This window comes from Dehalogenimonas etheniformans, assembly GCF_014672715.2.
Classification (GTDB): Bacteria; Chloroflexota; Dehalococcoidia; order Dehalococcoidales; family Dehalococcoidaceae; genus Dehalogenimonas; species Dehalogenimonas etheniformans.
Genome location: NZ_CP058566.2, coordinates 1,150,280 through 1,174,780, shown reverse-complemented (window position 1 = coordinate 1,174,780; position 24,501 = coordinate 1,150,280). Strand labels below are relative to the sequence as shown.

The following is a 24,501-nucleotide window of genomic DNA, read 5'->3' as shown; positions in this document are numbered from 1 at the left end:
TTTATCTTAGGTGGGAATTGGTTCGCAAGCGTCCACTGCCGGGGCCAGTTCTCTAGTTGCCAGCTCTTCCTCCGTTGGAAAGATACTCTTGACGCCGAATTCCCTGGGTTCGGTACCTTTGTAGGCATAGACGTTATTCAGGTACTTCCTGGCTACGGCGACAGATCTTTCGACCTCATCGGATGTCGGACGCCGCCAAGGGTTATTGCCTGCCTTGAAGTAGGCGTCGATTTGATATCGGATGTTCGGGTCCACTGAGGCAATAAATTTGGCGACTCTTCCTATTTCGTCATGGTCAATATACCCGGGAATTAACACTGTTTCGGCCATCATCGGTACGCCAGATTTAAAGATCTTTGGGAAATTTTCGAGTATAGTCTTGTTGGATTCGCCGGTGTAGTCTTGATGCAGCTCTTTAGAGAAGGCCTTTAAACCCACCGATACCTTGTCGATATACCGGAGGTCGGGCATCTTCATACCGTTCGTCAAAAGGACGTTGGTGGTACCTAGCCTGCGGTGGGCAGCTTCGGCGATCAACGGCATCGAGGGATCGAGTGATGACTCCTGGCCTTCGAAGAGTACCCACCGGACCTCAAGACCGAAGAGAGTTTCAATGACATCATCCAAGTCCATAAAGCGTTGGGGGCTGGTGGCAATACCGCGGGGTTCGGCCAGGTGAAGGTGCATGTTACGGTCGAGCATGAAATCGTAAACCACCTTTTGACAACCACAACCACGACAGTGCAGATTGCAATCCCAAAAATGGAGGTAGGCTTGGCGGGTACTTTCAGCGAAGGCGATATTGTAGACTCTTGTCTGCATTAATACTCCTTGCTTAAATCAGTCGGCAAGTCGTGAACCGGGTCACGACTAATATGCTCGTAAACGTTTACCTTAAACTCGATCTATTTAGGTTGGGATACTGAATTAAGCCATTCCCTCCTTCTATTGGTTTTGATCAAATACGAGACCCTTTGAGAAGATAACCCCAGATGTTTACTGATATTTGCATACGTTGCTCCTGGGTGATACTTAATATAAGTCAAAATATCTTGGGTTCTTTTTCCTGCCCTCAATATTTGATTCACTTGATCCCCTACTACGTTATTCAGCTCGGGTAACGACCATTTTTTCCAACGTTAACTTGCGGGGTTTAGATTAAAGGTACGCAAGGGCAAACGGATCAGCCGTCTGTCAAATTTGATATAAATTCATTCTTTTCCAATTTTTATTGTTTCCCTCAGACGAGCAAACCGGAGTAGTATATGAGAACTTCGTCAGGTGGTTTATCTAGTTAGATATCTTACCAGATATTCGTATAAGATACCTCGAAAAAGCTTCTTTAGCAATTGGCCATAAGTATTAATACTTAAGAGCGATGCGGATTAAATGCCATTTTTGATCCGCGCTGTTTGCTTTGAATTGATAGAGGCGGGATTCGCCAAGATACTACCCAGGCGCAGTCTCCACGCACTTCAAATTATGAGCGCTTTTACGTTAGGATCACTTCTGTGAGTAAACACAGTTATTTGCGTTTTTATAGATTTCAGATTATCTTATAGTGAACAGGCGGGTATGAGATGGGCGGATATCGACAGGTTCGTACACAAGCTACCAGAATATATTTAGACACATACTTCGTAGGTCTATGGACTATGAACGGTGATTGAATTGGGTTTCTTACGAACGTCGGAGTCATATTCGGAATATAAGCGTGAGTTATGAGTAAATCAAAATCTTTTAAGAATGGAGTCGGTCTTACACTGTTCGCACTATTGTATAATGGCGAACACCTGTACCAAAAAAAATTCCGTCAAGAATTATTGCGGTTAGGGTTAACAATCGAGCGTTATATTATCCTAGAAGGAGTCTACAGCCTCGGAGATCAAGCCAGCCTTTCGAACATTGTGAGAAACTCAATCCTTGAATCGCACACCATATCCGCACTAGTGTCTAGAATGGAACAAGACGCTTTATTGGTAAAAAGGTTTTTTGAAAAGCCAAGAAACATGGTCATGATTGAACTTACTGAAAAAGGCAAAAAACTGACGGTGTTAGCCAGACAACAAACGTCAGTTTTGGAGGAAATTTGGAAGCCTTTTTTATCTGAAGATGAGGTTAAGCTATTGATAGAATTATTGTCGAGACTAGAAAACGCTAATATACCTGTGGTCTTTGGACGTGATAGAGTTCAAAAGGCCCTTTTACCAGTTTTAGATCGCAACTTAAAGTCGATAAAGGGTTATCAATTAGTTCTTAAGACGTCTCGAGCTGGATCTTAGAATGGAAAACGGTGGTTTCTATATCCGATGTCTACAATGAAGTGCACTCTTTCCTTCTTCAAGTATTATCTTTGGGTATAGATTTCACCTTTTAAGAAACTGCTTTAGCAAAAGCCTGGTTGCCGGTGTTTCTCCCTGGCAGCAACGAACCCGAAAGTTAAAACTCTTAAATTAAATAGGGATTGAGATAATTTATCTCAATCCCTATTTATTCGCTATTGATACTTAGTTAAAATAATAAAAAACAACTACTTAACAATTACTGTTACCTTTAAAGCTTCCTAGGATTATTCACGGGGTCTTTATGTCTCACTACTAACTGCCAGGCGACCAATAACAGAACGATAGCGGGAACTGCTAAGATTAACAGGCTCATCAAAGCGGCGAACTTAAAGTCCTCAGCCCTGGCGCCGAGAAACGCTTGAATACTTATTAGAAGTAAAGCGAGACCTAAAGTTCCGATCAACCACTCATACCACTTCACCTTAAGATTTCGAGATCCAATAAACTTTATTAAAAGGCTAAAACCTATACCAACAAGCGCTCCCAAGAACACGAACAGAACAAAATACTGCATAATTCTTTCCTTTCTTACTCACGGTTGTAGAATTCTGTAGTCTGCACCATAAATGGACCACGCAGCGGGGTCATCCCACCATGATTCAGGATCCTTGTCCTGTTTGCCGTAATGGAAGGCTGTCTCCATCTGTCTGAAGAAACTATTGAATATTGGAGTAGTGGATGCTGTTGCTTTTACGACACTGTGCAAGAAGTTACCATCACGGGTGGTATTAAAAGGACAAGAGAATTTACAACTGCAGCAACCCTGGCACATACGCATATCCACCCTCCAACCCTTGTATCCAGGTATATTCCACATGGTTTGAGTACCGCCAGCTTGGACATCATTCGACCAGTTTTGCCCGCACATATTATCCCAACTTCGCTGGACTGACCTCATCGAAATCGCACCTACAGGACAATTTTCAGCGCAGATACCGCATGTTTCGCAGAATTTGGTAACCCCACCGTCAGTCGGATGAGTGAACGCCTGAGGTAGATCAGTGAATACTACAAAATTTGTCCGTAAGTTTGCTCCATACTGGGGCGACACGAACAACTGTCCCATGCGAGCATGTTCTCCAACCCCGGACCACATAGCCCATGGGCTTGCCATCGATAGACTGTGATTGTAAAAACAATGGTAGCCTATTCCGCGAATGAACTCCTCAAAGAAATTTTTGGCGAATGCGACCCGGCTATAAGAAACTGTTTCAATGTTAGCTCCCAAAATTCGGGAGCCAGCTAAAACTGATGGGGATCGACGCCCCAATTCGGTTGCCCCCATATTATTCGATACCACGACGTATTTGTTTGAGGTCGGTAAATATTGCGTTTTCCCATCTGTGGATGTATAAGTCTGGGAAATAGTTTCATCCCAAACCCAATCAGGTTTGTGGTTGACGAAGAAAAAATTTTTTGTTTTTTCGTCTAATTCGGAAGCTCCGATCGCAGGTCCGATACCTATATAGCTCAATGCTGCCCGTACCATAAGGTTGTTTTCCTCAGGTGTGCCCTGCCATTTGGGTAAGCCAAGTTGTTCTGGAGTAGGTGCTGGTGGAACTTTGAATCCCCCCTGTTTGGTATTCGCAGCATAGTTTACCGGACCAGCTAATGACCCTCCGAGACCAACCGAGCTACAGGCATTTGCAAAAGCGTAATCCCTTGTTGTAGGCCCTGTGTAATTGGGCCAAATCTCTTTAGTTTTTGCTTCTAAAGCTTTATCGAAATCGGCCTGCTTGAAACTGGGTACAGCCGCCTCCTTAGCGGAAGAAAGCCAACTTGGACCGATCGTCGATAATCGAGGTTTTAAGAGTTTCCAATCAAGCTCAATCCCAATATCCCCGTATTCTCTTTCTTTAACGTACCAAGGCCGGTGCAATGATGCCGACGTCGTTGTTAATGCTTCATCCAAATCGTGGAAGGTAGGTGCGGTTAAGCTGGTAATTCCCAGTGCAGTACCAGTTAAACCAAGACCTTTCATAAATTGCCTGCGGCTGACCATGCTATGAAACTTTGACATGCGACCTTTCCTTTCTTTCGACGAGATTAAATGGCACAATATGTTTACTGCGATTATGGCTTCATATATCGCCTCCTAAGAATCCAAATTTGATGATTCCGAGCCAAACAAGCAGCATTTAAACTTGTATAGAAGAAGGGAATCCTGAATACGTCGCACTCGTATGGTTTTCTTGCGAAACACCAAATTGGTTTCGATGGTTTTAGTAGGGTTATGATTGACATTGAAGCATGTTTGTCGTTTGCAAAAATAGCTACACGCATCGCCTCATAATGTACGTATACGACTTCGTATACGAATGCGTATACGATATCATATCATTTATTTCTTAGCAATCGTACGAAAGAATTAAGTCCATCAGATAGTACTAGGACTTGGTGAATGATCATTGATTTGATATAATTGAAACTTATGAACTATAAGGAATTGACGATCGGACACTATTTGTATGTTCTGTTGTATCATTGCCAACTAATTGGCAATAGAGTGTTTAGCAAGGAACTCCTCGATCTTGGCCTAACTGTTGAAAGATTTATTATTTTACATACCTTGGGTGGTTCTGGGGGACATGCAACACTGGCCAAGATAAATAAATTGTCTCCACTCGAACCGCATTCAGTTACGGGTTTAATCAAAAGAATGGAACTTGATGGTTTGATTACAAAGGAGTTTTTAGAAAAACCTAAAAATATGATTGATGTCACACTCACGGAAAAAGGCAAAGGACTCCTTGAAGTAGCTTATGAAAAGCTTACTGTTTTCGATGAGTTCTGGGGTTCTGATTTATCAGAAAAAGAAGTTATCCAATTGAACAAATTATTGGAAAAACTCTTGAGAGGAAATCATCAACGATATTTAAAAAATAAAAGTGATTGGCCATCACATTCGCTAAACATTGACACCAAAAAATATTCTGTTTTATAGCCGATCACAAAATTATTTGTAAGATAGCCAAAACCGTTTGTTCGCAACTGACCATTCCAACTTAAGCAAAATAATATCTAGCTCCTGGCATTTCAAAAAACAGACTTAGATTGATTATATTCACTTAATATCTGCAAATATTCAGGCGGTCATGGCTTAATTATGATTATTCTACTCTGCTGGGCAACTGATTTATTTCGCCCAAAGTTAGTTTCCAGTAACTCTCCAATCGAAGCTAATTTCCAGTATCGCCTACTTTCCCGTTAGTGTCCTGTGGTGGGTCGTTCAAAGCTAAATCTACTATCCTGCAACTTTCCTGTTCAGTTTCCTGTCAAAGCTATTTTTACTTTCTAATTGATACCTACGCCTTCCTAAGTGGGATAGCATAATGAAACGGGATAGTGGGAAGTGATAAGCACCGAAAAAAGTAAAAATATGACATTAATTCAAAAATTGACACTGACTTTAACATTTCAGCGTTGGTAAACACGAAGCGCTACCGTGTTTAGCCTCTGATATAGAGCCTAAACCAATCAACTCAAAGTTTTGACCGCCACATGAGCTAGATTGTTACCTTTATCCAAGCTCTCTCAAATTCATCTCGGAGTTAGGCTGAATGTTAAACTAAAAGTTCTGTCTATTGACTGATAGCGCCCACCATCCAAACTCCGTTAGGAACCCGCGTATAGTTCTACGGTCCGCCAATCCTCTAATATACCGTGCTGCGTTCCGATTGCAACAACTGTTGTAAACGGGCTTGGGAAGAACTGTATAACATGCCCTCATCGCGGGTGATAACCTTGCGTTTGATAAGGTCGGCTATCGCCTGGTCCATTGTCTGCATGCCTTCCTTGTGGCTGACTTCGATATTTGCTTGCAGGTCATAGATCTTTTCTTCACGAATAAGACGTGAGATAACCGGGTTGTTCAGCATGATCTCGAAGGCGGCGATCCGTCCGCCCTTCGCACGATGAGGCAGCCGCTGCGACATGACGCCGATGAGGACCTGAGAAAGCTGATACCGGATCTGGCGCTGCTGTTCGGGTGGGAAAATATCGACTACACGGTCAATCGTCTGAGCCGCGTCCAAAGTGTGAAGAGTCGAAAGAACCAGGTGACCGGTTTCGGCGGCAGTCAGCGCTGTTTTCATCGTATCGAGGTCGCGCATTTCACCAATGACAAGGACGTCCGGGTCGTGGCGCAAACTGTGAACCAGGGCGCTGGAAAAGTTACGCGCGTCATCGCCCATATCCCTCTGACGGATGAGGCACTTCACGTTTGGGAAAAGATATTCTATCGGATCTTCAATAGTGATGATGTTTCGTTTGACCGTTTCGTTGAGATGATTGATCATAGCAGCAAGAGTCGTCGATTTGCCGGCGCCAGCGGCGCCAGTGATCAGGATCAGGCCACGAGACTTGGACACCAATGATTTAAATATTTGAGGCAGTTCAAGTTCATCGATGCTCGGTATTTTGAACGGTACCGGCCGGATCGCCAGGGAAATTGAATTACGCTGCGATATGGCGCTTATGCGGAATCGAGATAATCCGTCCATGCTGTATGAGAAGTCCAATTCCCGATCCACCTTGAACGCGTTGCGCTGCTCTTCGGTGGTGATCAAATTGAAAATGCTCTCGATGTCCTGGGGCGTAAACGGGGGTACTTCGGTCAGCGGGATCAATTCGCCGTCGACCCGGAGCACCGGCACGCTGGGCACGGTGATATGTAAGTCGGTGGCATCGCGGAGGACAATAAATTCCAGCAGTTTCTCAATGGGTACAGTCATACGTCAATCCTGTGTGTTGAATCTTGACATAAACGTATCAGATAGGGCACGGGTTTTCAATGGTACTTAGGTATGTTTAACCATAGTAAATGGTACTAAAGACTTTTGCTTGCACCCATCGCTGACGATGCAAAAACGACTGAAACGACTCGGAGAGACAGTTGTCGTCCTGTGTCTCGGGTCTCGTGTCCGGGTTCCGGTTTCCGGAATCAGCCTCTCTGTTGCCAATGGAAGGGCGCGAAAACGAATGAAACGAAACATTTCCAAATACTAACAATATCAAATACTACCAATATTCAATACAACACCCCTCATCGCTTGGATGCTTCGCTTGCGCAGGATGACATTGAACCGGGGCGGGCGAGCAGCCGCTCGCCCCTACCCCCACGCCGCCCCCACCCGATTGCACCGGTGTACTATCCGAGGAAGATTGTTACGCCCCGATTTTATCGCGGGCTCGCAAGGACACGTTGTACCAAAATTCCCGAACCCGATTCGTTTTTGATTTTTCGGGGAAAAAGTTTTTATTCGAAAACGAATCCCAAAATTCCGCGATCGGTCAATAGTGAAGAAACGAATATTGGTAAGTTTTGCCTTTTGAAAAACGAATGACCTGAAATCACGAGTCATCATTTGCAGGAATTTTCTCGCCCTCGCCTCAATCCTTTCCCGCAACGCCCTGACCCTTAAGCCCTCTCCCAAAAATGGGAGAGGGGATGAAAAGGAATTGGCCATTGATAGGGGCGAGGAGATTGCCATTATAGCACATGGGTACGAAAGAGTTGTCAAGCGTTTCGTGTCGTTTTTGGTGCCTTTTTGAAGAAATATTTTTTTTGCATACATCAAATAACCTTTATAACCACTGTCCATTGGCTGGAAAGCGTGGGTAGCGCAGGGTAATTACCGGGCACTCACTCCGCAATTTTCTTGTAGGTGACATAAAGAACACTTTATGGGAAACTGTTTGCCACCTTCGGAAGTTTGGGAATCATAGAACTTTGAATATTGCGTATTGACATTTAACCATTGGAAGATATAATAGAAGTTATTCAAAATGGACAGCGCTTTTTGCCCTGTCCACAGTCCAAAATTTAGAAGGAGGAACCTAGGAATGGCCGAACATGGTATGGACTTTACCCGAAGGGACTTCGTCAAAGGCGCCACGGTAATCACCGGCGGCATCTTGGTCTTCGGCGCAGAAGCCTGCGGCGGGACCACCACCCCCACTACCACTACTGCTCCGCCCACGACCACCAAGCCACTAGAGAAGTTACCACAACTCAAATTCCAGTTCGCAAACACCGGCAGCAACCCTAACATCGCCGCATTCCTTCAAGGACAGCTGAAGCAGAACCTGAATGTTGATCTTACCCTCGAACCGATGGAATCGGCTGCCTTCCAGAACCTGGTCAACGCCAAGAACCACACTTGGTCGTTCTACGGTTGGGGCGCTGACTATCCGGATCCGGAAAACTTCCTTCAGACGATCTACGGGACTAACCAGGGTAACAACAAATCCGGTTATTCGAACGCGACTGTAGACGCAAATATCGCCAGTGCGATGAAAGAACTGGATAACACGAAACGCCTGGCGTTATGGGACTCAGTCCACAAACAAGTTGTTGATGATTGCCCCGGCATCTACGTTTTCAACCGGGAACGCTTTAACCTCGTTGCCCCTGCGTTGAAACCGACTCTCAAACCCACCGGCCAGGACGGGCAGGTCATGGGCGACCGTTTGCTCCGCGGAGTCAGCATGCCCAGCGGCAAACTTCGCCTTAACCTTGGCGGCGATGTCAATACGCTTGATACCAACATTGCATCCTGGGCGAGCAGCCTGAGTATCTTATTCAACCTTTTTGATGGCCTGCTGGGATTCGACCAAAACCTTAACCTCGTTCCGGTAGTTGCATCCGTGTTGCCCTCGACAACTAACGGCGGCATCTCAGCAGACGGCAAGACCTACACTTTTACTTTGAAGAGCAACGTCACGTGGAGCGACGGCAAGCCATGCACCGCAGCTGATTTTGAGTACAGCATCAAGCGCATGTTAGCGAAGGATACCGCCGCAGAATACGCTTCGATGTATTTCAACATTGTTGGAGGCGAAGCCTATAATGCTGGCACCGGGCCAGTAACTGGCGTCGGGGTCACCGCGCTTAGCGCCACCTCACTGCAAATCAAACTTGTAGCTGCCCAGCCGACGTTCCCGCAAGTGATGGCCTTGTGGCCGGTTTATCCAGTCCGCAAGGACGTCATCGACTCCAAGGGATCAACTGCTGCATTCCAGGCTGGCAACCTCATCGGCAACGGACCATTCACCCTGACAGAATGGGTGCCATTGGATCACATCACCCTTAAGGCAAATGCGAACTATTGGGGCACCAAGCCGACCCTGACCGAGATCACCTTCAAACAGATCACCGACTCTCAAGCATCGCTTGCTGCCTACAAAAATGGCGAAATAGATATGACAGGTGTTCCTGCCGGCACTGAGAAAGCTACTATTGCGGATCCAACCTATGGCCCTCAGATCGTACGTGGCGCCGACCTGACCACCTACGCTTTCCAGTACAACATGACCAAAGCCCCGCTTACGAATAAGCTTCTGCGCCAGGCATTGGCCACCGCAATCGACCGCGATACCTACATCAACACTATTCGTGGCGGCGTAGGCCATCCGACTACTTGCTGGATTCCGCCGGGCATGCCGGGTTACGATGCCACTATTGGCGCGGCTTACAAATTCGATGCCGCCAAAGCCAAAACGCTTCTTACTCAGGCGGGTTATACTCCGTAGTGAGCCCCCGGTTGATGATCAGTTATTCAAGCAGGGGATTGGGACGGTCCCAATCCCCTGCTTCGTATCCGGATTTGTGTAATGGCTAAGTACATCGCTCGCCGCCTTTTATGGATGCTGCTTGTCCTTTTTGCGGTAGCTACGATCACTTTTGTTCTAATGCACCTGGTTCCGGGAGGTCCATGGGACAGGGCAAAAGCGCTAGCTCCCCAAGTTATTGAAAATCTGAATGAGAAGTACGGACTGGACAAACCTCTCATCGTCCAGTTCGGGACTTATATCTGGAACGCCTTACACGGCGACCTGGGGATCTCTTATATTTACCAAGATCGTAACGTGACAGATATCATTATGGGAGGTCTTCCCGTCAGTGCGATATTGGGACTTACGGCTTTTGCCTTGGCGATTATTTTAGGGGTGGGTCTGGGTATTGCAGCTGCGCTTAAACAAAATTCATTTATAGACTATTTTTCAGTCGGGTACGCCACGATTTTTGCCAGCGTTCCAGGATTTGTTCTCGGCATTTTCCTAATGTATATATTTTCTATCCAGTTACATTGGTTGCCAACCAGCGGATGGGGAGGGATACAACCTATCATCATGCCAGCGGTGGCATTAGCAGCATTGCCAGCCGCTTATACGGCACGTATTACCCGCGCTTCAATGCTCGACGTCATTAGACAAGACTATGTACGTACCGCAAGGGCAAAGGGTTTACCTGAGCGGCAAGTTTTACTCAGGCACATCGGAAGGAATGCGATGATCCCGGTGGTCACCGTTGCCGGGCCTGAATTGGCTGCCCTCGTTTCAGGTTCATTTATTATCGAAACTTTGTTTTCCGTACCGGGCATAGGCCGGCTTTTTGTGGCAGGTGTCTTTCAGCGAGATTATGGCTTGATTATGGGAGCGATTCTTTTTTACGCTTTTGCCGTAGCCTTGGTGAATTTAGTCGTTGACGTACTTTATGCTGTGATAGATCCAAGGATCCGCTATGATTGATCAAGCGGCAGAACGAAATTCTATGCCGTCCTCGCCTGAATTGGTGACCACGCGAGTTCACCGCACGCTGTGGGCCGACGCATGGATCCGGCTGCGTCGCAATAAATTAGCAGTCGTTGGCGGTCTTATCGTTCTCGTTATCGCATTGGCGGCTATTTTTGCACCCTGGATCACCCCTTATGATTATGCCTTCCAGGATTACTCTGCAGTTATGCAGCCACCAAGTACCGTTCACTGGTTTGGCACCGATGAATTGGGGCGCGATGTCTTTGCACGGATGCTGTACGGCGCGCGAACCTCGTTAATGGTCGGATTCTTTACGCAATTTATCGTCCTTCTTATTGGATTACCCATAGGGGCTTTCGCCGGGTTTATCGGTGGCAAGATAGATAATGTCCTAATGCGCTTCGTGGATATCATGTATGCTTTCCCCGACATCCTGTTAATTATCCTGCTTAGTGCCGTAATGAGAGAGACCAGTTTTGCCAAATTCGGCGGCGGAATATTCGTGATCTTCCTGGCTATCGGACTAGTATCCTGGGTAGGCATCGCGCGTCTGGTACGCGGTCAGGTGCTGTCATTGAAACAACGTGATTTCGTTACTGCTGCTCGCTCGCTGGGCGGTGACAGCCGCTATATAACGATGAGGCATGTGATACCAAATGCGCTGGGTCCAGTGATCGTGGCCATAACATTCGGCGTACCCCGCGCGATCTTCGCCGAAGCCGCATTAAGCTATATCGGTATCGGTATCAAACCGCCGACTCCAAGCTGGGGCGCAATGATTCGCGATGGCTTCGCAGTGTTAAATGCGTACCCTCATCTTGTCATCATTCCCGCCGCGGCTATTGCTTTGTTAATGCTGGCATTCACATTTTTGGGTGATGGCTTGCGCGATGCACTGGACCCGAGGATGAAAAGATAATATGGCGCTTCTGGAAGTAAAACATTTAGTCACTGAATTTCATACGCAGGATGGTATCGTCCACGCGGTCAATGACGTTTCCTTCACCGTCGATAGGGGCGAACTCGTAGCCCTGGTCGGTGAGAGCGGTTGCGGCAAGACGGTTAGTTCGCTTTCGGTTATGCGCCTGATCCCCGAACCGGCAGGGAAAATTGCCAGCGGCGACATTTTCTTCGACGGCGTAGACATTCTGCGCCTGTCAAAGGAAGAGATGAGAAAGATTCGCGGTTGCAAGATATCGATGATCTTTCAGGAACCGATGACCTCGCTTAATCCGGTTCTGACGATCGGGCGGCAACTAACCGAATCGTTAATGCTTCACAAAGAGCTAAAAAAGAAAGCTGCTCTGGCCGAGGCAGCTAACCTGCTACAGAAGGTTGGTATCCCTCAAGCTGAAAAACGCGCAAAGAGCTACCCGCACCATTTTTCCGGTGGTATGCGCCAGCGGGTGATGATCGCTATGGCTATCTCCTGCCAACCGAAACTCATCATTGCGGACGAGCCGACTACGGCCGTAGATGTCACCATTCAAGCACAACTGCTTGAGTTGTTAAAAGGTATTGTTAAAGATCTGGATAGCGCTCTCATTCTGATCACCCACAATTTGGGTGTTGTTGCCCGATATGCGCATCGTGTCTACGTGATGTATGCCGGGCGGGTGGTTGAGAATGGAACTGCCGTTGAGATCTTTCATAATCCTTTACATCCTTATACGGTGGGCCTCCTTGGTTCAGTTCCCCGTTTGGATGAGCCGCGGAAAATGCGTCTTCGCTCTATCGAGGGTCAACCGCCAGATTTAATCTGTCCGCCTTCAGGCTGCGCGTTTGCCGCCAGGTGCAGTTATTTCGTGAAGGGTGAATGCGACGTCATGAAATTCAAGATGGTAGAAATGACGCCTGGACACTTCACCAGTTGTCTTGTCGCGATCAACGGAGAGATGCCTTGGCAAAAGACGAAGTCTTAGTAGAAGTCAATAACCTCACCAAATATTTCCCGATAGGATCAGGCGGTTTTCTGCGGAAAAAAGTCACCGAACTTAAGGCCGTCGATGGGGTTACTTTTGCGGTGCACCACGGGGAGACCCTGGGGCTTGTGGGCGAATCCGGGTCCGGCAAGACCACAGTAGGTAAATGCGTCCTGCAACTCCACCGGCCGACATCCGGCGAAGTCAGTTTCAAGGGAAAGAACTTAGTTGGACTCACGGATAAACAGTTGCGACCATTCCGGCCTAAACTCCAGGTAATCTTCCAGGACCCCTATGAGTCCTTGAATCCGCGGTTCACTGCCTATGATATCATCACCGAACCGTTGAGATTGCATCATGCCAGTAAAGACGAGTGCCGGAATAGGGTAAAAGAACTGCTTGATATTGTCGGGCTCGCCCCATACATGGCTGAACGGTATCCACATGAATTTTCGGGCGGCCAGAGGCAGAGGCTCGGAGTCGCCAGGGCTCTGGCGCTGCAACCTGAATTCATTGTCTGCGACGAGCCGTTATCCGCACTTGACGTGTCCATCCAGGCTCAGGTACTCAATCTGTTAGACGACCTCCAGCGTCAATTCGGTGTTGCGTATTTGTTCATTTCACACGACCTTTCAGTGGTCCGGCACATAAGCCACCGGGTAGGGGTGATGTACCTTGGCAAAATCATGGAGATAGCACCTCGCGATGCGCTATACGAGCGTCCGCTGCACCCATATACCCAGGCTTTACTTTCGGCCGTCCCTGTGCCGGACCCCAAGGTGGAGGCTAAACGGAAGGTCATCCTGCTGCAGGGCGAACCGCCCAGCCCGTTGAATCCTCCTTCGGGCTGCGTTTTTCATCCCCGCTGCCCCAAAGCATTCGAGGAATGCAAGAATGTCGTACCTCTGTTGAACGACGCGGGTAACGGTCACTTTGTCGCTTGCCTGTTGCACAAGACCTCCTGGCCGTAGAAGAAATCGAACGATTTTGATTTCGGAGTTTTTGGATTCAAATCTCCGGCATGTTATCCTTTAAAAAATGCCGACACACCTGGAATCTTTGACTATTGCCCAGTTGAGAGACAACTGGCAGGGATATCAACAAACCTTTAAGGCACCCCATCCGTTTGTAACACCTGAATGGCTCGAGGCGTGGTGGGCAAACTTCCGGGACGGCGATGATCTGTTCCTCAAAGAGATCTCGGCGGATGGCGTGGTCCTCGGCATAGCGCCTTTGCGCATTCATGGGGACGCGGCGCGTTTTATCGGTAGCGCCGATGTCTGCGATTACCTGGATTTCATGGTAAAACCGGGTACTGAGGCCCACTTCTTCGACTCGCTCCTTGAAGAACTTAACCGTTCGAACATCAAAACGATCGAACTTGAATCGCTCAGGCCGGACTCTCTGGCGGTGAAACACCTTTTACCCCTGGTACAGTCCAGGGGCAAAAGCGCCGAACTTACCGATACCGATGTCTCGCTGGATATGCCGTTGCCCGCGATCTGGGATGACTATCTGTTATCCCTGACCACTCACCAACGACATGAGATCGGCCGTAAAATGAGGAGACTGGAGGAGGCGGGGGAAATCCGATTTGACATAACGGCACCCGGAAACGTCGGCGCAGAATTAACCACTCTTATCAGGCTGTTGAGAATAAGCAGGGCGGATAAAGCCGAATTCATGACCGGACAGATGGAGTCCTATTTTAGGCGGATGGCCGAGTCGATGAACCAGGCTGGATTCCTGCGATTCGGGCACCTCCAAATGGGGAATGAAATTGTAGCCAGTGTTATGTGTTTTGATTATAATGGAATCAGATATCTCTATAACAGCGGTTACGACCCGAAATATTCATCATTATCCGTCGGTTTGCTGTCCAAAGTGTATTCGATAAAGGATGCTATCGAGCAGAAGATGGCCCGGTACGATTTTCTCAAGGGCGCCGAAACATATAAATATCATCTCGGTGGAATCGAAATCCCCGTGTCCCGCCTGCGAATCGAGCTAACCTGATGGCAGAACAGTTGCGTATCGCCGTGTTGTCGGTCCATTCCTGTCCGATCGGGCAGTTGGGAGGACGGGATACCGGCGGAATGAATGTCTACATCCGGGAAATGGCCGCTGCTCTCGCTCGCTGGGGTTATCTGATCGATGTATACACCCGGGCGCACGATCCAAGGGACGCCCAGTGGGAGTACCTGGCACCCGGCGCCAGGCTGATACATATCACCGCCGGCGCTGTCGAAGAAATGGGCAAACTCACTCAGTACAATCACCTGCGGGAATTTCACGATAACCTCGAAGCCTTCCGGATAGCCGACGGCGCTTCGTACGATCTTGTCCACAGTCATTACTGGCTCTCCGGGGAAGTTGGCCTGAGGCTTGCTCAAGAATGGAACGTGCCGCAAATTTTCGGTTTCCATACCATCGGGGCTGCCAAAGACGAGCTTGGCCTGGGAGAAAACGAACCGGCGATAAGGCTGATCACCGAAACAGAAATCGCCACCGGATGCCAACATCTCACCGCCGGGACCCAGAAAGAAAAAGACACCATACTTCGGCACCACGGCTGTGATGAATCCAAGATATCCGTCGTTCCCTGCGGGGTAGACCCGGATCTTTTCAGACCTATCGACAGGCGACAGGCTCGAATGACGCTTGGCTTTCATGATAAGCCGCTGGTCCTCTTCGTGGGGCGGTTGGACAAACTTAAAGGGATAGACCAGCTGATCGAAGCGATGAGCCTGGTCGAAGTACCGGATTGTCGGCTGGTTGTTATCGGCGGTGACGAATATTCCAGGGCTGCCCTGGAACGCCTCAAAACCCTCGCTGACATACTCCGCATCTCAGATCGGGTGGAATTTATTGGAGCCGTTCCGCAGCGGGAATTACCGTGGTATTACGCCTCGGCTGATGTGGTGGCCGTGCCGTCATATTCAGAAACCTTTGGCATGGTAGCGCTAGAAGCAGTTTCAAGCGGCACGCCCGTTGTTTCGACCGACGTCGGGGCAGCCAGTCTAATAATAAAGGAAGGCTTTTCCGGTTCGGTCGTTTCAGGCAACGAGCCATCCGCATTGGCGCCGGCGCTAACCAAGTGGCTTGAAAATTGCAACACAGATAAGAACAAACTTCACGATTCGGTTACGGGTTTTGGTTGGAATGCGGTAGCCGAAAGAATGGAGAATGTTTATCGACACGTTTTGTCGAAGACAGCAGCCGGAGTCGAATGACATGCCTCTGGCGGATGTGCTAGTCATCATGGCCCACCCAGATGACCCCGAGTTCGGGGCGGGGGCGACAATCGCGCGCTTAGCCCGGGAGGGGAAAAAGGTAGTTTACGTGATCTGCACGGCCGGAGACAAGGGATCCGCCGACCGGAGCATGACCCCAGCCAAGCTGGTAGAAATCCGGATGGCCGAGCAGAGAGCCGCCGCTAAGACCCTTGGGGTTGACGATGTCGTTTTCCTGGGGCACCCGGACCAGGCACTCGAAGCCGATGCTGAACTGCGGAAAGAACTGGTGGAGCTGATCCGGCGATACCGGCCGGAACTGGTTATAACTCACTCGCCATATACGCGGTACATCTGGTGGCACCGCGACCACCGAAAATGCGGCGAGGCGGCGATGGATGCAGTTTTCCCTTACGCCCGCGACCATATGGCTTACCCTGACTTGCTCGCCAAAGGACTAGAACCCCATAAGGTGAACGAGGTCTGGCTGACCGGGGCGGAAGACGCCAATTATAAATCCGACATCACGGGCACCTTTAGCCAAAAGATAGATGCCATTAAGTGCCACAAAAGCCAGGTCGAAGAAGATTTTTTCCAGCGGCTCGACCGGATCAAGGCGAGGGCGTCGGCGGCTGCCGAAGGCGAAGAATTTTTGATGGCCGAAGCCTTCCGCCGCATCGAAATTCCGTGGTAAAAGAACTCACCTGTCGCACGTTTCTTCTTCATCTTGAGTTTGGTACCGGTTTGTTGATAACCGGCTGTAAAGTCTTGACTTAACCGTTCGGTTTTACATATAATATCTTTCTGTTTGAATGCAGGAACTGGTTCTTTACCAGAATAACCAGCTTTCTGCCCGAGTGGCGCAATGGCAGCGCAACCGACTTGTAATCGGTAGGTTAGTGGGTTCGACTCCCCTCTCGGGCTTGCCTCAACACATGGAGAGGTGCCGGAGTGGCTAATCGGAGCAGTCTGTAAAACTGCCGCTCGAAAGGGCTTCACTGGTTCGAATCCAGTCCTCTCCAGATTTTTGGCTTTACTTGCTGGACAACTTGAAACGGAAAACCTATAATGACAGGGTTGCCCACATAGCTCAGTAGGTAGAGCACGTTCTTGGTAAGAACGGGGTCATCGGTTCGAATCCGATTGTGGGCTCCAAAGAGAAAATTAAAGAGGGAGATAAAAGGATATCATGGCTAAACAGAAATTTGACCGCTCTAAACCGCACGTAAACGTCGGTACCATCGGGCACGTCGATCACGGCAAGACCACTCTGACCGCCGCCATCACCACCGTGTTGGCCGCCGCCGGTCTGGCCGAGAAGCGCAGTTTCGACTCGATCGACAACGCGCCAGAAGAAAAAGCCCGCGGCATGACCATCTCGATTTCGCACGTCGAATACCAGACGGCGAAACGGCACTATGCCCACATCGACTGCCCCGGACATGCCGACTTTGTTAAGAACATGATTACCGGCGCCGCCCAGATGGATGGCGCTATCCTGGTGGTCTCGGCTCCGGACGGTCCGATGCCTCAAACCCGCGAACATGTACTGCTAGCCCGTCAGGTACGTGTACCTGCCATCGTCGTCGCCCTGAACAAGGTCGATGTCATGGAAGACGAAGAGCTCCTCGAACTCGTCGAAATGGAAGTCCGTGAACTGCTCAATAAGTACAAATTTCCCGGTGATGATACTCCCGTGGTGCGGGTAGCGGCCGTCAAAGCCCTGGAATGTGCCTGCGGCAAGAGAGAATGCCCATGGTGCGGTAAGATCATGAATCTGATGGATGCAGTCGATTCCTTCATCCCGCTGCCGGAGCGCCCGAAAGACAAGCCGTTCCTGATGCAGGTTGAAGATGTCTTCTCCATCAAAGGCCGCGGCACCGTGGCCACCGGCCGCGTCGATCGGGGTACCGTCAAGGTCGGCGAAGAAGTTGAGATCGTCGGTCTCCACCACGACATCCGCAAAGTCGTCGTTACCGGCGTCGAAATGTTCCACAAGCTTTTGGACTACGCAGAACCCGGCGATGCCGTCGGTCTGCTGCTCCGCGGCGTTGAGCGTGAAGATATTGAGCGCGGCCAGGTTCTGGCCAAGCCCGGTTCGATCAAGCCTCACACCAAGGCCGAGGCTGAAGTCTACGTCCTGTCCAAGGACGAAGGCGGCCGCCACACCCCGTTCTTCAACGGCTACAAGCCCCAGTTCTACATCGGCACCACCGATGTCACCGGCAACATCGAGTTGCCCGAAGGCGTCGAAATGGTTATGCCGGGCGACAATATCAAAATGAAGATCAGCTTGATCTACCCGGTGGCCATGGAAGCCGGTCTCCGCTTTGCTATCCGCGAAGGCGGACGCACCGTCGGCGCCGGTGCCATCTCAAGCATCCTGGAGTAATATGCCTAAATCGGAAAATCGTATCGTTGTAACCTTTGCCTGCACCGAGTGCAGCGAGCGGGTTTATACTTCTTCCAAGAATAAGCGCAACGACACCCGCCGCTTGGAGATCAAGAAGTATTGTCCCCGTTGTCAGACCCATCGTCAATTCAAGGAGACGAAGTAACGCCGCGGGGGCAACTTGACACTATGGAAAATACGGCTTCAAAGTCGCCGGCTGCAAAGCCGGCGACTCCCGCCAAGCCCAGTTTCTTCGGCGATATAATCGCCGAACTTAAAAAAGTTAACTGGCCTACCCGCGATGAAATCCGCAAATTGACCGTGATGGTGCTTGTGGTTTCTTTCGCCGTCGGCGCCGTCCTGGGCGCGCTGGACTACGGTTTGTCTTTCCTGGTCGACCATTTCCTGTTGAAATAACAGGATCCAGTAGCCGCCTTAAAGGTATTATAAATTGACCGAAAACAACATGAAGTGGTATGTCGTTCATACCTACTCCGGGCATGAGGAGCGGGTAAAGAAGAATCTCGGCGAGCGGATCCAAACGCTCGACCTGGGAAGCGAAATCGGCCGCGTGGAGGTCCCCACCGAAGAAGAGGTGGAGGTCAAAAACGGCCAGCGGCGTAGCGTGCGTCGCAAGATCCTGCCCGGCTACGTCATCGTCCAGATGAACATGAGCGACCGCAACTGGCAGATCGTGCGCAACACTCCCGGCGTCACCGGGTTTGTCGGCACCGCCGGTAAACCGACACCGCTTCAGGACCATGAAGTACAGCGTATCATAACCCAGATGGAAGCGGAGGCTCCGAGGGTCAAGGTCGGCTTCAAAAAGGGGCAAAGCGTCCGGGTTATCGACGGTCCTTTCATCGACTTCATCGGTGTCATCGACGAAGTCAACACCGAAAAAGGCAAGATCAAGGTTCTGTTATCATTGTTTGGCCGGGAGACTCCGGTCGAACTCGACTTTTTACAGGTAGAGAAGCTCTAGCGCTTCGCCTGGGGGAGATATAATTGGCTAAGAAAATCAAGGCAATAGTCAAACTGCAGATACCGGCCGGCAAGGCTAATCCTGCGCCGCCCATCGGTCCCGCCCTGGGCCAGCACGGCGTCAATATCATGGGGTTCTGCAAAGAATATAACGAACGCACCGCCTCAATGGCCGGAACGGTGGTGCCGGTTGAGATTACCATCTATGACGACCGATCGTTCACCTTCGTCACAAAGACTCCGCCGGCCACCGACCTCCTGAAGAAGGCGCTGGCTTTGGAGAAAGGCGCGGGCAATCCGGGCCACAATACAGCTCCGGTATTAAGCCGCGCCAAGCTCAAGGAGATCGCCGCCCTGAAGATGAAAGATTTGAATGCCGCCGATCTTGCCGGCGCAGAGCGCATCATCGAGGGTTCAGCCCGAAGTATGGGGATAAAGGTAGAATAATATGGTTGATCATGGCAAACGTTTTGACGCAGTTGAAAAATTGGTAGAGGCGGGTAAAGAATATACTCCCGCCGAGGCCATCGCCCTGGCTAAAAAGGCCGCGACCGCAAAGTTCGATGAAACGGTCGAGGTCCATCTCCGCATGGGTCTGGATCCGCGCAATTCGGCGCAGGTCGTCCGCGGTGTGGCCCTCATGCCGGCCGGGTTGGGCAAGAAGGTCCGGGTCCTGGTTTTCGCCCAGGGTGACGCCGAAAAAATCGCCCGAGACGCCGGTGCCGATTTCGTTGGCGCCGACGACCTCGTTGCCAAGATCAATGAAGGCTGGACCGAATTCGATATGGCCATCGCTACCCCGGACATGATGGGTAAAGTCGGTAAACTGGGCAAGGTGCTTGGCCGCAAGGGCTTGATGCCTAATCCCAAGGCCGGTACCGTTGTGGCCGCCGGAGATTTGCCGCAGACCATCAAAGAAGCCAGGATGGGCCGGGTGGAATTCAAACTAGACCGCAGCGCCATCATCCATACCGTTCTCGGCAAAGCCAGTTTTGATGAAGCTGGTCTGATGCAGAACCTGACCTCCCTGATGGAGGCCATCGTCCGCGCCAAGCCTTCCGGGGCTAAAGGGCAGTATATTAAGAGCGTCTATGTGACAACCACCATGGGTCCCGGATTCAAGTTGGACCTGCGGCCGACCATGGCCCTTGGCGGCGCATAGTAACAATGGTAAATGGCGGCGCCTTGCGTCATCGGGTCGCTTGGTGATAGTATAGTTTGCGATAATTGAATATCCTTAGACAGCCGGTGTCCCGATTTAATAGGGACTTAATGAATGCCAGCCGAGGAAAACATCAAAACTCCCTGAGTTTGATTTTTAAGTCCTTGTGCGTGGCACAAGGACTTTTTAATTGAAAGGGGTGATATTAGAATGCCAAATGCAAAGGTAAGGCTCAAGAAAAGCCAGACTATTGACGAACTGCAAAAGATCATCGGTGAGTCCAGCGTGGCGATTATCACGAACTATCGTGGTATCAAGACAGCCGAATTGACCACGCTGAGGGTAAAGCTTCGAAACGCCAAGATGGGATTCAAGGTAGTTAAAAACACACTGGCCCGGAATGCTGCGGGGGGGGCCAAAAAAGCCGCATTAAAAAGCGTTTTCGACGGTCCGATCGCCATGGCTTACGGTTACGGCGAAGACGTTGCCGCGCCCGCCAAGTTGATAATAGATCACATCACCAGTACCAAGTCTACGATGACGATCGCCGGCGGTTTTCTGGGAGACCAGCCGATCACAATACCTCAGGTGACCGAACTGTCAAAGATGCCGCCCAAAAAGGTGGTTATCGGTCAAGTTCTGGGTGCTTTACAGGGTCCTTTGTACGGACTTGTCGGTGTGCTCAACGCTCCCGCCGCCGGTCTGGTAGGTGTCCTGGAAGCCCGAATCAAACAACTGGAAGCAAAATAATAAACGGAATAAATGAGGAGAACTATGTCGAACGTAACTGAAGCCCTGGCGTTAATTGAAAAAATGACCCTTTTCGAAGTCGCTGAACTTAAAAAGGGTATCGAAGAGAAATTCGGCGTGAGCGCCGCCGTCCCGATGATGGCCGCTGCCGCCCCGGCTGCCGGCGCTGGTGGTGCCGCCGCTGCTCCTGCCGCTGAAGAAAAAACCGAGTTTGACGTCATCTTGAAGGATGTCGGCGCCAACAAGATCAACGTTATCCGCGTCGTCCGCGAACTCACCAACCTGGGCCTGAAAGAGTCCAAGGACCTGGTTGAGGCCGCTCCCAAGGCCGTCAAAGAAGCCATCAGCAAGGACGAGGCGGCTGCCGCCAAATCCAAGCTGGAAGCCGTCGGCGCGACCGTCGAAGTTAAATAATTCCAGATACCGAGCCGAAGAAACTGGAAGCCCTCTGGGCTTCCAGTTTCTGTTTCACAACCATGCGGATTGAAATTATATAATTCTTGATAACCGGCAGGCGACGAACTATAATTCTAAAAATTACTCTCCGCGTCGAATTCGAAACAGATTGTCGTAAAGGAGGCTGGGCGTGTCAGGACAAAGCATCATCGTCCTTGTCTTAGGCTTTCTGTTTCTCGCCGTCGGCCTCGTGATGATTCTGAGCGGGGTCGCTGAGGAGAGGGGCTATTACAATGCTTTGTCGCGAAAGCGGGACCTGAGGGAATTTGTGACTCACAACCCAGAGAGGCCGGAGCCGGGATCCCTCCGAATAGGCGGCTGGATTTCCATTGGGGTTGGCTTGCTGATTCTCGGGTTGTGGGTCTGGCTCCACTAAGAGCCCTGAGATCCGTCAACTCTGGCTCCCAGTTCCGGCGGGGAGGCAATCCCCCCGGAGATCACCATTTTCATCGCCGTATCGACGGATATGTCGGTACGGATCAACTGGTCTTCCGTCACCAGGATGAGCCAACCCGAAGTCGGTACTGGTGTCGTCGGCAGATACACCGCTGTCAGTTTCCGCCCCTCGGAATCAATAATTTCATTAGTCACGAAGCCGATTGACCTTAGACCTTTCCTTGGATATTCAATCAGGACGACCTCACGGAAAGCGGCTTTGGTCCGGGAGAGGCCGGAGATGCTTGACATGGCCTGCTTGGCGGCGTTGTAAAGCTGGCCGAGCACCGGCAGTTTACACACCAGCCATTCTCCGAACTGAATAATTCGCCGGCCGACGATGTTGGAGGCGAGCACGCCGACAAGGTAAATCAGCACGAAAGTGATAGCAAATCCGAGGCCGGTTATGGTGCGGCCGAAAAAAAGCCTGATGATGGGCTGCAGAATCCCGTCGATAGTGTGGAAGAACCACAGGATGACGAAAATGACTATGGCTACGGGCACGAGAACTAGGAGGCCGGCTAGAAAATTCCGGCGCAGGTTTTTACCAAACCACCCCTGGCGCGGTTTTTCATCTACATTTGTTTCGGTGTCCATCATGCTTCCTAAGAGTTGAGGCGTGGCCGGTACTGCAGCGCCTCGGCCATGTGATGGGCTTTTATTATCTCACTGCCGTCGAGGTCGGCGATGGTGCGGCTGAGTCTCAATGTCCGGTGAAAGGCTCGCGCGGATAAAGATAGTTGGCGCATCGCGGTGCGCAACAGGCTTTCAGCGGCCGGATCCAGGATGCAGTATTTTTTAATCTCCGGAGCCGCCATATCGTTATTGGCGTTCAGCCGAGTGCCGTGGAACCGGTCGGTCTGGATCTGACGAGCCGCCATAACCCGTCCGGCGATAACTGATGATGCCTCGCCGTTGTGCCCGCCCGAAAGCTTATCAAAGTCCACTCTGGGGACATCAATGAATATATCGACACGGTCAAGAAACGGTCCTGACAGCCTTGCCTGGTAGCGGGTGATGGCCGAAGTCTGACACCGGCATTCCTTGAGACTGTCTCCAAAATAACCGCACGGGCAGGGATTCATGGCACCAACCATCATAAAGTTAGCCGGAAAAGTTACCGAACCCTGAGATCGGGATATGGTCACTACTCGATCCTCAAGCGGAGCCCGCAAAACCTCAAGCATATTATGGCCGAATTCCGGCAGTTCATCCAGGAAAAGCACGCCGCGGTGCGACAACGTTATCTCGCCTGGACGTGGCCAATGGCCACCACCGACTAATCCGGCCGCCGAAGTCGTGTAGTGGGGAGCCCGGAACGGACGCTCCTTGATGAGTGCTTTGCCCGGTCTCAGATAGCCAGCGACGCTCATGATTTTGGTAACCTCAAGAGCCTCTTCATTGGTCAGTGGTGGCAAAATGGTGGTCAGCGCCCGCGCTAGCATGGTCTTGCCGGAACCGGGCGGTCCCGACATGACGACGTTATGTGCGCCGGCAGCGGCCACCTCGAGAGCTCGTTTCACATGCTCCTGTCCCTTGATGAAGGTCATGTCAACACCTTTACCCGGTGGGACTGGGGCTTCTTCTGGAGGGCGAACAGGGCAGGCGGGAGCCTCGGTCTCTCCCGATAAAAAGGACGCAAGTTGAGCCAGGCTATCGATGGGGATGATCTCGACACCGTCAACGAGGCAAGCCTCAAGCGCGTCCTCGGCCGGCACGACCACTCTCTGGTAGCCCTTCTGATGCGCCAGGGCGACCATCGGCAGTATACCGGTAGTGTGGCGCAACTTGCCTTCCAGGGAAAGCTCGCCGAGCAAAATCAGGTTGGAGACATCGGCGGAAAGCTGCCCGGAACTCATGACTATTCCCAGGGCAATAGGTAGATCGTAAGCTGGACCGGTCTTCTTGAAGTCCGCCGGCGCCAAACTCGCGACCACCCGTTTGTTTGGGAAGAAAAAGCCGGAGTTACGGACGGCGTAGCGTACCCGCTCCCGAGCTTCCTGGATGGCGGTATCCGGCAGGCCGACGACGGTGAAGTTGGGCAAACCGGGGGCGGTATCGACCTCAACCTCGACGATGGTGCCTTCGAGACCCAGTAGAGCACAGGTCAAGACTCGAGCTAACATAAATGTGGCTCCTATGTTAGCCACACGTTCTCCCGGTGTCAAACGAAAAGTTGAGATACCCAGTTATGACGGAATCGATGAACCTGACTCGGCGGGTTATCAGCGCTTACATCTATTGCATTCGTGTGGGAAGCGTGATATACTTTAAAGTTAGTTGA

25 protein-coding genes, 3 tRNA genes and 1 other annotated feature are annotated in these 24,501 nt (G+C 50.5%); of the genes, 22 read left to right on the top strand and 6 right to left on the bottom strand.

The window, feature by feature from the left end; translation table 11 throughout:
* Positions 1-6: 6 nt before the first annotated feature.
* Both HX448_RS05920 and HX448_RS10710 read right to left on the bottom strand, forming a co-directional pair.
* Entirely contained in the window at positions 7-822 is an 816-nt protein-coding gene (locus tag HX448_RS05920) for a radical SAM protein (RefSeq protein ID WP_102330173.1), read from the bottom strand.
* 83 nt (positions 823-905) lie between these two features.
* Positions 906-1,088 carry a MarR family transcriptional regulator gene (locus tag HX448_RS10710; protein WP_162485850.1) on the bottom strand — a complete coding sequence of 61 codons (183 nt, stop codon included), beginning with the start codon at positions 1,086-1,088 and terminating at the stop codon, positions 906-908.
* A 633-nt stretch (positions 1,089-1,721) separates the two neighbouring features.
* Between HX448_RS10710 and HX448_RS05910 the strand changes: the two genes are divergently transcribed.
* The gene (locus HX448_RS05910; RefSeq protein ID WP_102330175.1) at positions 1,722-2,282 is read left to right on the top strand and encodes a MarR family winged helix-turn-helix transcriptional regulator; all 561 of its coding nucleotides are present in this window, start codon (positions 1,722-1,724) and stop codon (positions 2,280-2,282) included.
* A 595-nt stretch (positions 2,283-2,877) separates the two neighbouring features.
* Here HX448_RS05910 and HX448_RS05905 read toward each other — a convergent pair.
* Positions 2,878-4,365 (bottom strand): reductive dehalogenase, encoded by a 1,488-nt coding sequence (locus HX448_RS05905; protein ID WP_102330177.1) that lies wholly within the window; start codon positions 4,363-4,365, stop codon positions 2,878-2,880.
* Positions 4,366-4,776: 411 nt separating this feature from the next.
* Between HX448_RS05905 and HX448_RS05900 the strand changes: the two genes are divergently transcribed.
* Entirely contained in the window at positions 4,777-5,289 is a 513-nt protein-coding gene (locus tag HX448_RS05900) for a MarR family winged helix-turn-helix transcriptional regulator (protein WP_102330178.1), read from the top strand.
* Between the two features lie 709 nt (positions 5,290-5,998).
* Here the strand turns inward: HX448_RS05900 and HX448_RS05895 are convergent.
* The gene (locus HX448_RS05895) at positions 5,999-7,078 is read right to left on the bottom strand and encodes a type IV pilus twitching motility protein PilT (RefSeq protein WP_102330179.1); all 1,080 of its coding nucleotides are present in this window, start codon (positions 7,076-7,078) and stop codon (positions 5,999-6,001) included.
* Positions 7,079-8,189: 1,111 nt separating this feature from the next.
* Between HX448_RS05895 and HX448_RS05890 the strand changes: the two genes are divergently transcribed.
* The 20 genes from HX448_RS05890 to HX448_RS05795 all read left to right on the top strand — a co-directional run bounded on the left by HX448_RS05890 (position 8,190) and on the right by HX448_RS05795 (position 22,158).
* Complete coding sequence (locus tag HX448_RS05890) at positions 8,190-9,878, top strand: ABC transporter substrate-binding protein (RefSeq protein WP_162485851.1); 1,689 nt, start codon at positions 8,190-8,192, stop codon at positions 9,876-9,878.
* Between the two features lie 81 nt (positions 9,879-9,959).
* Positions 9,960-10,877 carry an ABC transporter permease gene (locus tag HX448_RS05885; RefSeq protein WP_102330182.1) on the top strand — a complete coding sequence of 306 codons (918 nt, stop codon included), beginning with the start codon at positions 9,960-9,962 and terminating at the stop codon, positions 10,875-10,877.
* Positions 10,870-11,802 (top strand): ABC transporter permease, encoded by a 933-nt coding sequence (locus HX448_RS05880; RefSeq protein ID WP_226846669.1) that lies wholly within the window; start codon positions 10,870-10,872, stop codon positions 11,800-11,802. Before HX448_RS05885 ends, HX448_RS05880 begins: the two co-directional genes overlap by 8 nt.
* 1 nt (position 11,803) lies before the next feature.
* Complete coding sequence (locus HX448_RS05875; RefSeq protein WP_102330183.1) at positions 11,804-12,805, top strand: ABC transporter ATP-binding protein; 1,002 nt, start codon at positions 11,804-11,806, stop codon at positions 12,803-12,805.
* The gene (locus HX448_RS05870) at positions 12,784-13,776 is read left to right on the top strand and encodes an ABC transporter ATP-binding protein (RefSeq protein ID WP_272868182.1); all 993 of its coding nucleotides are present in this window, start codon (positions 12,784-12,786) and stop codon (positions 13,774-13,776) included. Before HX448_RS05875 ends, HX448_RS05870 begins: the two co-directional genes overlap by 22 nt.
* A 67-nt stretch (positions 13,777-13,843) precedes the next feature.
* Entirely contained in the window at positions 13,844-14,821 is a 978-nt protein-coding gene (locus HX448_RS05865; RefSeq protein ID WP_102330185.1) for a GNAT family N-acetyltransferase, read from the top strand.
* On the top strand, positions 14,821-16,038 hold the full coding sequence (locus tag HX448_RS05860) for a glycosyltransferase (RefSeq protein WP_102330186.1): 1,218 nt from the start codon (positions 14,821-14,823) through the stop codon (positions 16,036-16,038). The genes HX448_RS05865 and HX448_RS05860 overlap by 1 nt, the downstream gene beginning before the upstream one ends.
* A 1-nt stretch (position 16,039) precedes the next feature.
* Positions 16,040-16,732 (top strand): PIG-L deacetylase family protein, encoded by a 693-nt coding sequence (locus HX448_RS05855; protein ID WP_102330187.1) that lies wholly within the window; start codon positions 16,040-16,042, stop codon positions 16,730-16,732.
* Between the two features lie 157 nt (positions 16,733-16,889).
* A tRNA-Thr gene (locus HX448_RS05850) sits at positions 16,890-16,962 on the top strand.
* A 13-nt stretch (positions 16,963-16,975) separates the two neighbouring features.
* Positions 16,976-17,060: transfer RNA gene (locus HX448_RS05845), tRNA-Tyr, on the top strand.
* A gap of 57 nt (positions 17,061-17,117) precedes the next feature.
* Positions 17,118-17,193: transfer RNA gene (locus tag HX448_RS05840), tRNA-Thr, on the top strand.
* A 34-nt stretch (positions 17,194-17,227) separates the two neighbouring features.
* The gene (tuf, locus tag HX448_RS05835; RefSeq protein ID WP_102330188.1) at positions 17,228-18,430 is read left to right on the top strand and encodes an elongation factor Tu; all 1,203 of its coding nucleotides are present in this window, start codon (positions 17,228-17,230) and stop codon (positions 18,428-18,430) included.
* Position 18,431: 1 nt separating this feature from the next.
* The gene (gene rpmG, locus HX448_RS05830) at positions 18,432-18,596 is read left to right on the top strand and encodes a 50S ribosomal protein L33 (protein WP_102330189.1); all 165 of its coding nucleotides are present in this window, start codon (positions 18,432-18,434) and stop codon (positions 18,594-18,596) included.
* A gap of 23 nt (positions 18,597-18,619) precedes the next feature.
* Positions 18,620-18,847 carry a preprotein translocase subunit SecE gene (gene secE / locus HX448_RS05825; RefSeq protein WP_102330190.1) on the top strand — a complete coding sequence of 76 codons (228 nt, stop codon included), beginning with the start codon at positions 18,620-18,622 and terminating at the stop codon, positions 18,845-18,847.
* A gap of 49 nt (positions 18,848-18,896) precedes the next feature.
* Complete coding sequence (gene nusG, locus HX448_RS05820) at positions 18,897-19,415, top strand: transcription termination/antitermination protein NusG (protein WP_076004222.1); 519 nt, start codon at positions 18,897-18,899, stop codon at positions 19,413-19,415.
* 23 nt (positions 19,416-19,438) lie between these two features.
* Positions 19,439-19,861: a 50S ribosomal protein L11 gene (gene rplK / locus HX448_RS05815; RefSeq protein WP_102330191.1), complete on the top strand. Its 423-nt coding sequence runs from the start codon at positions 19,439-19,441 to the stop codon at positions 19,859-19,861.
* A 1-nt stretch (position 19,862) separates the two neighbouring features.
* Complete coding sequence (gene rplA, locus HX448_RS05810; RefSeq protein ID WP_102330192.1) at positions 19,863-20,576, top strand: 50S ribosomal protein L1; 714 nt, start codon at positions 19,863-19,865, stop codon at positions 20,574-20,576.
* Between the two features lie 55 nt (positions 20,577-20,631).
* Positions 20,632-20,774, top strand: a sequence feature (ribosomal protein L10 leader region).
* Positions 20,775-20,786: 12 nt separating this feature from the next.
* The gene (gene rplJ, locus HX448_RS05805) at positions 20,787-21,326 is read left to right on the top strand and encodes a 50S ribosomal protein L10 (RefSeq protein WP_102330193.1); all 540 of its coding nucleotides are present in this window, start codon (positions 20,787-20,789) and stop codon (positions 21,324-21,326) included.
* Positions 21,327-21,350: 24 nt separating this feature from the next.
* Positions 21,351-21,740 carry a 50S ribosomal protein L7/L12 gene (gene rplL / locus HX448_RS05800; protein ID WP_102330194.1) on the top strand — a complete coding sequence of 130 codons (390 nt, stop codon included), beginning with the start codon at positions 21,351-21,353 and terminating at the stop codon, positions 21,738-21,740.
* Between the two features lie 172 nt (positions 21,741-21,912).
* The gene (locus HX448_RS05795; protein ID WP_102330195.1) at positions 21,913-22,158 is read left to right on the top strand and encodes a hypothetical protein; all 246 of its coding nucleotides are present in this window, start codon (positions 21,913-21,915) and stop codon (positions 22,156-22,158) included.
* Here HX448_RS05795 and HX448_RS05790 read toward each other — a convergent pair.
* Together HX448_RS05790 and HX448_RS05785 are read right to left on the bottom strand one after the other, a co-directional pair.
* Positions 22,155-22,814, bottom strand: coding sequence for a DUF502 domain-containing protein (locus HX448_RS05790; protein ID WP_162485852.1), 660 nt, complete (start codon positions 22,812-22,814; stop codon positions 22,155-22,157). The two genes, HX448_RS05795 and HX448_RS05790, sit on opposite strands and share 4 nt — an antisense overlap.
* An 8-nt stretch (positions 22,815-22,822) precedes the next feature.
* Positions 22,823-24,343, bottom strand: a complete 1,521-nt coding sequence (locus HX448_RS05785) for a YifB family Mg chelatase-like AAA ATPase (protein ID WP_102330197.1) — start codon at positions 24,341-24,343, stop codon at positions 22,823-22,825.
* Positions 24,344-24,501: the final 158 nt, after the last annotated feature.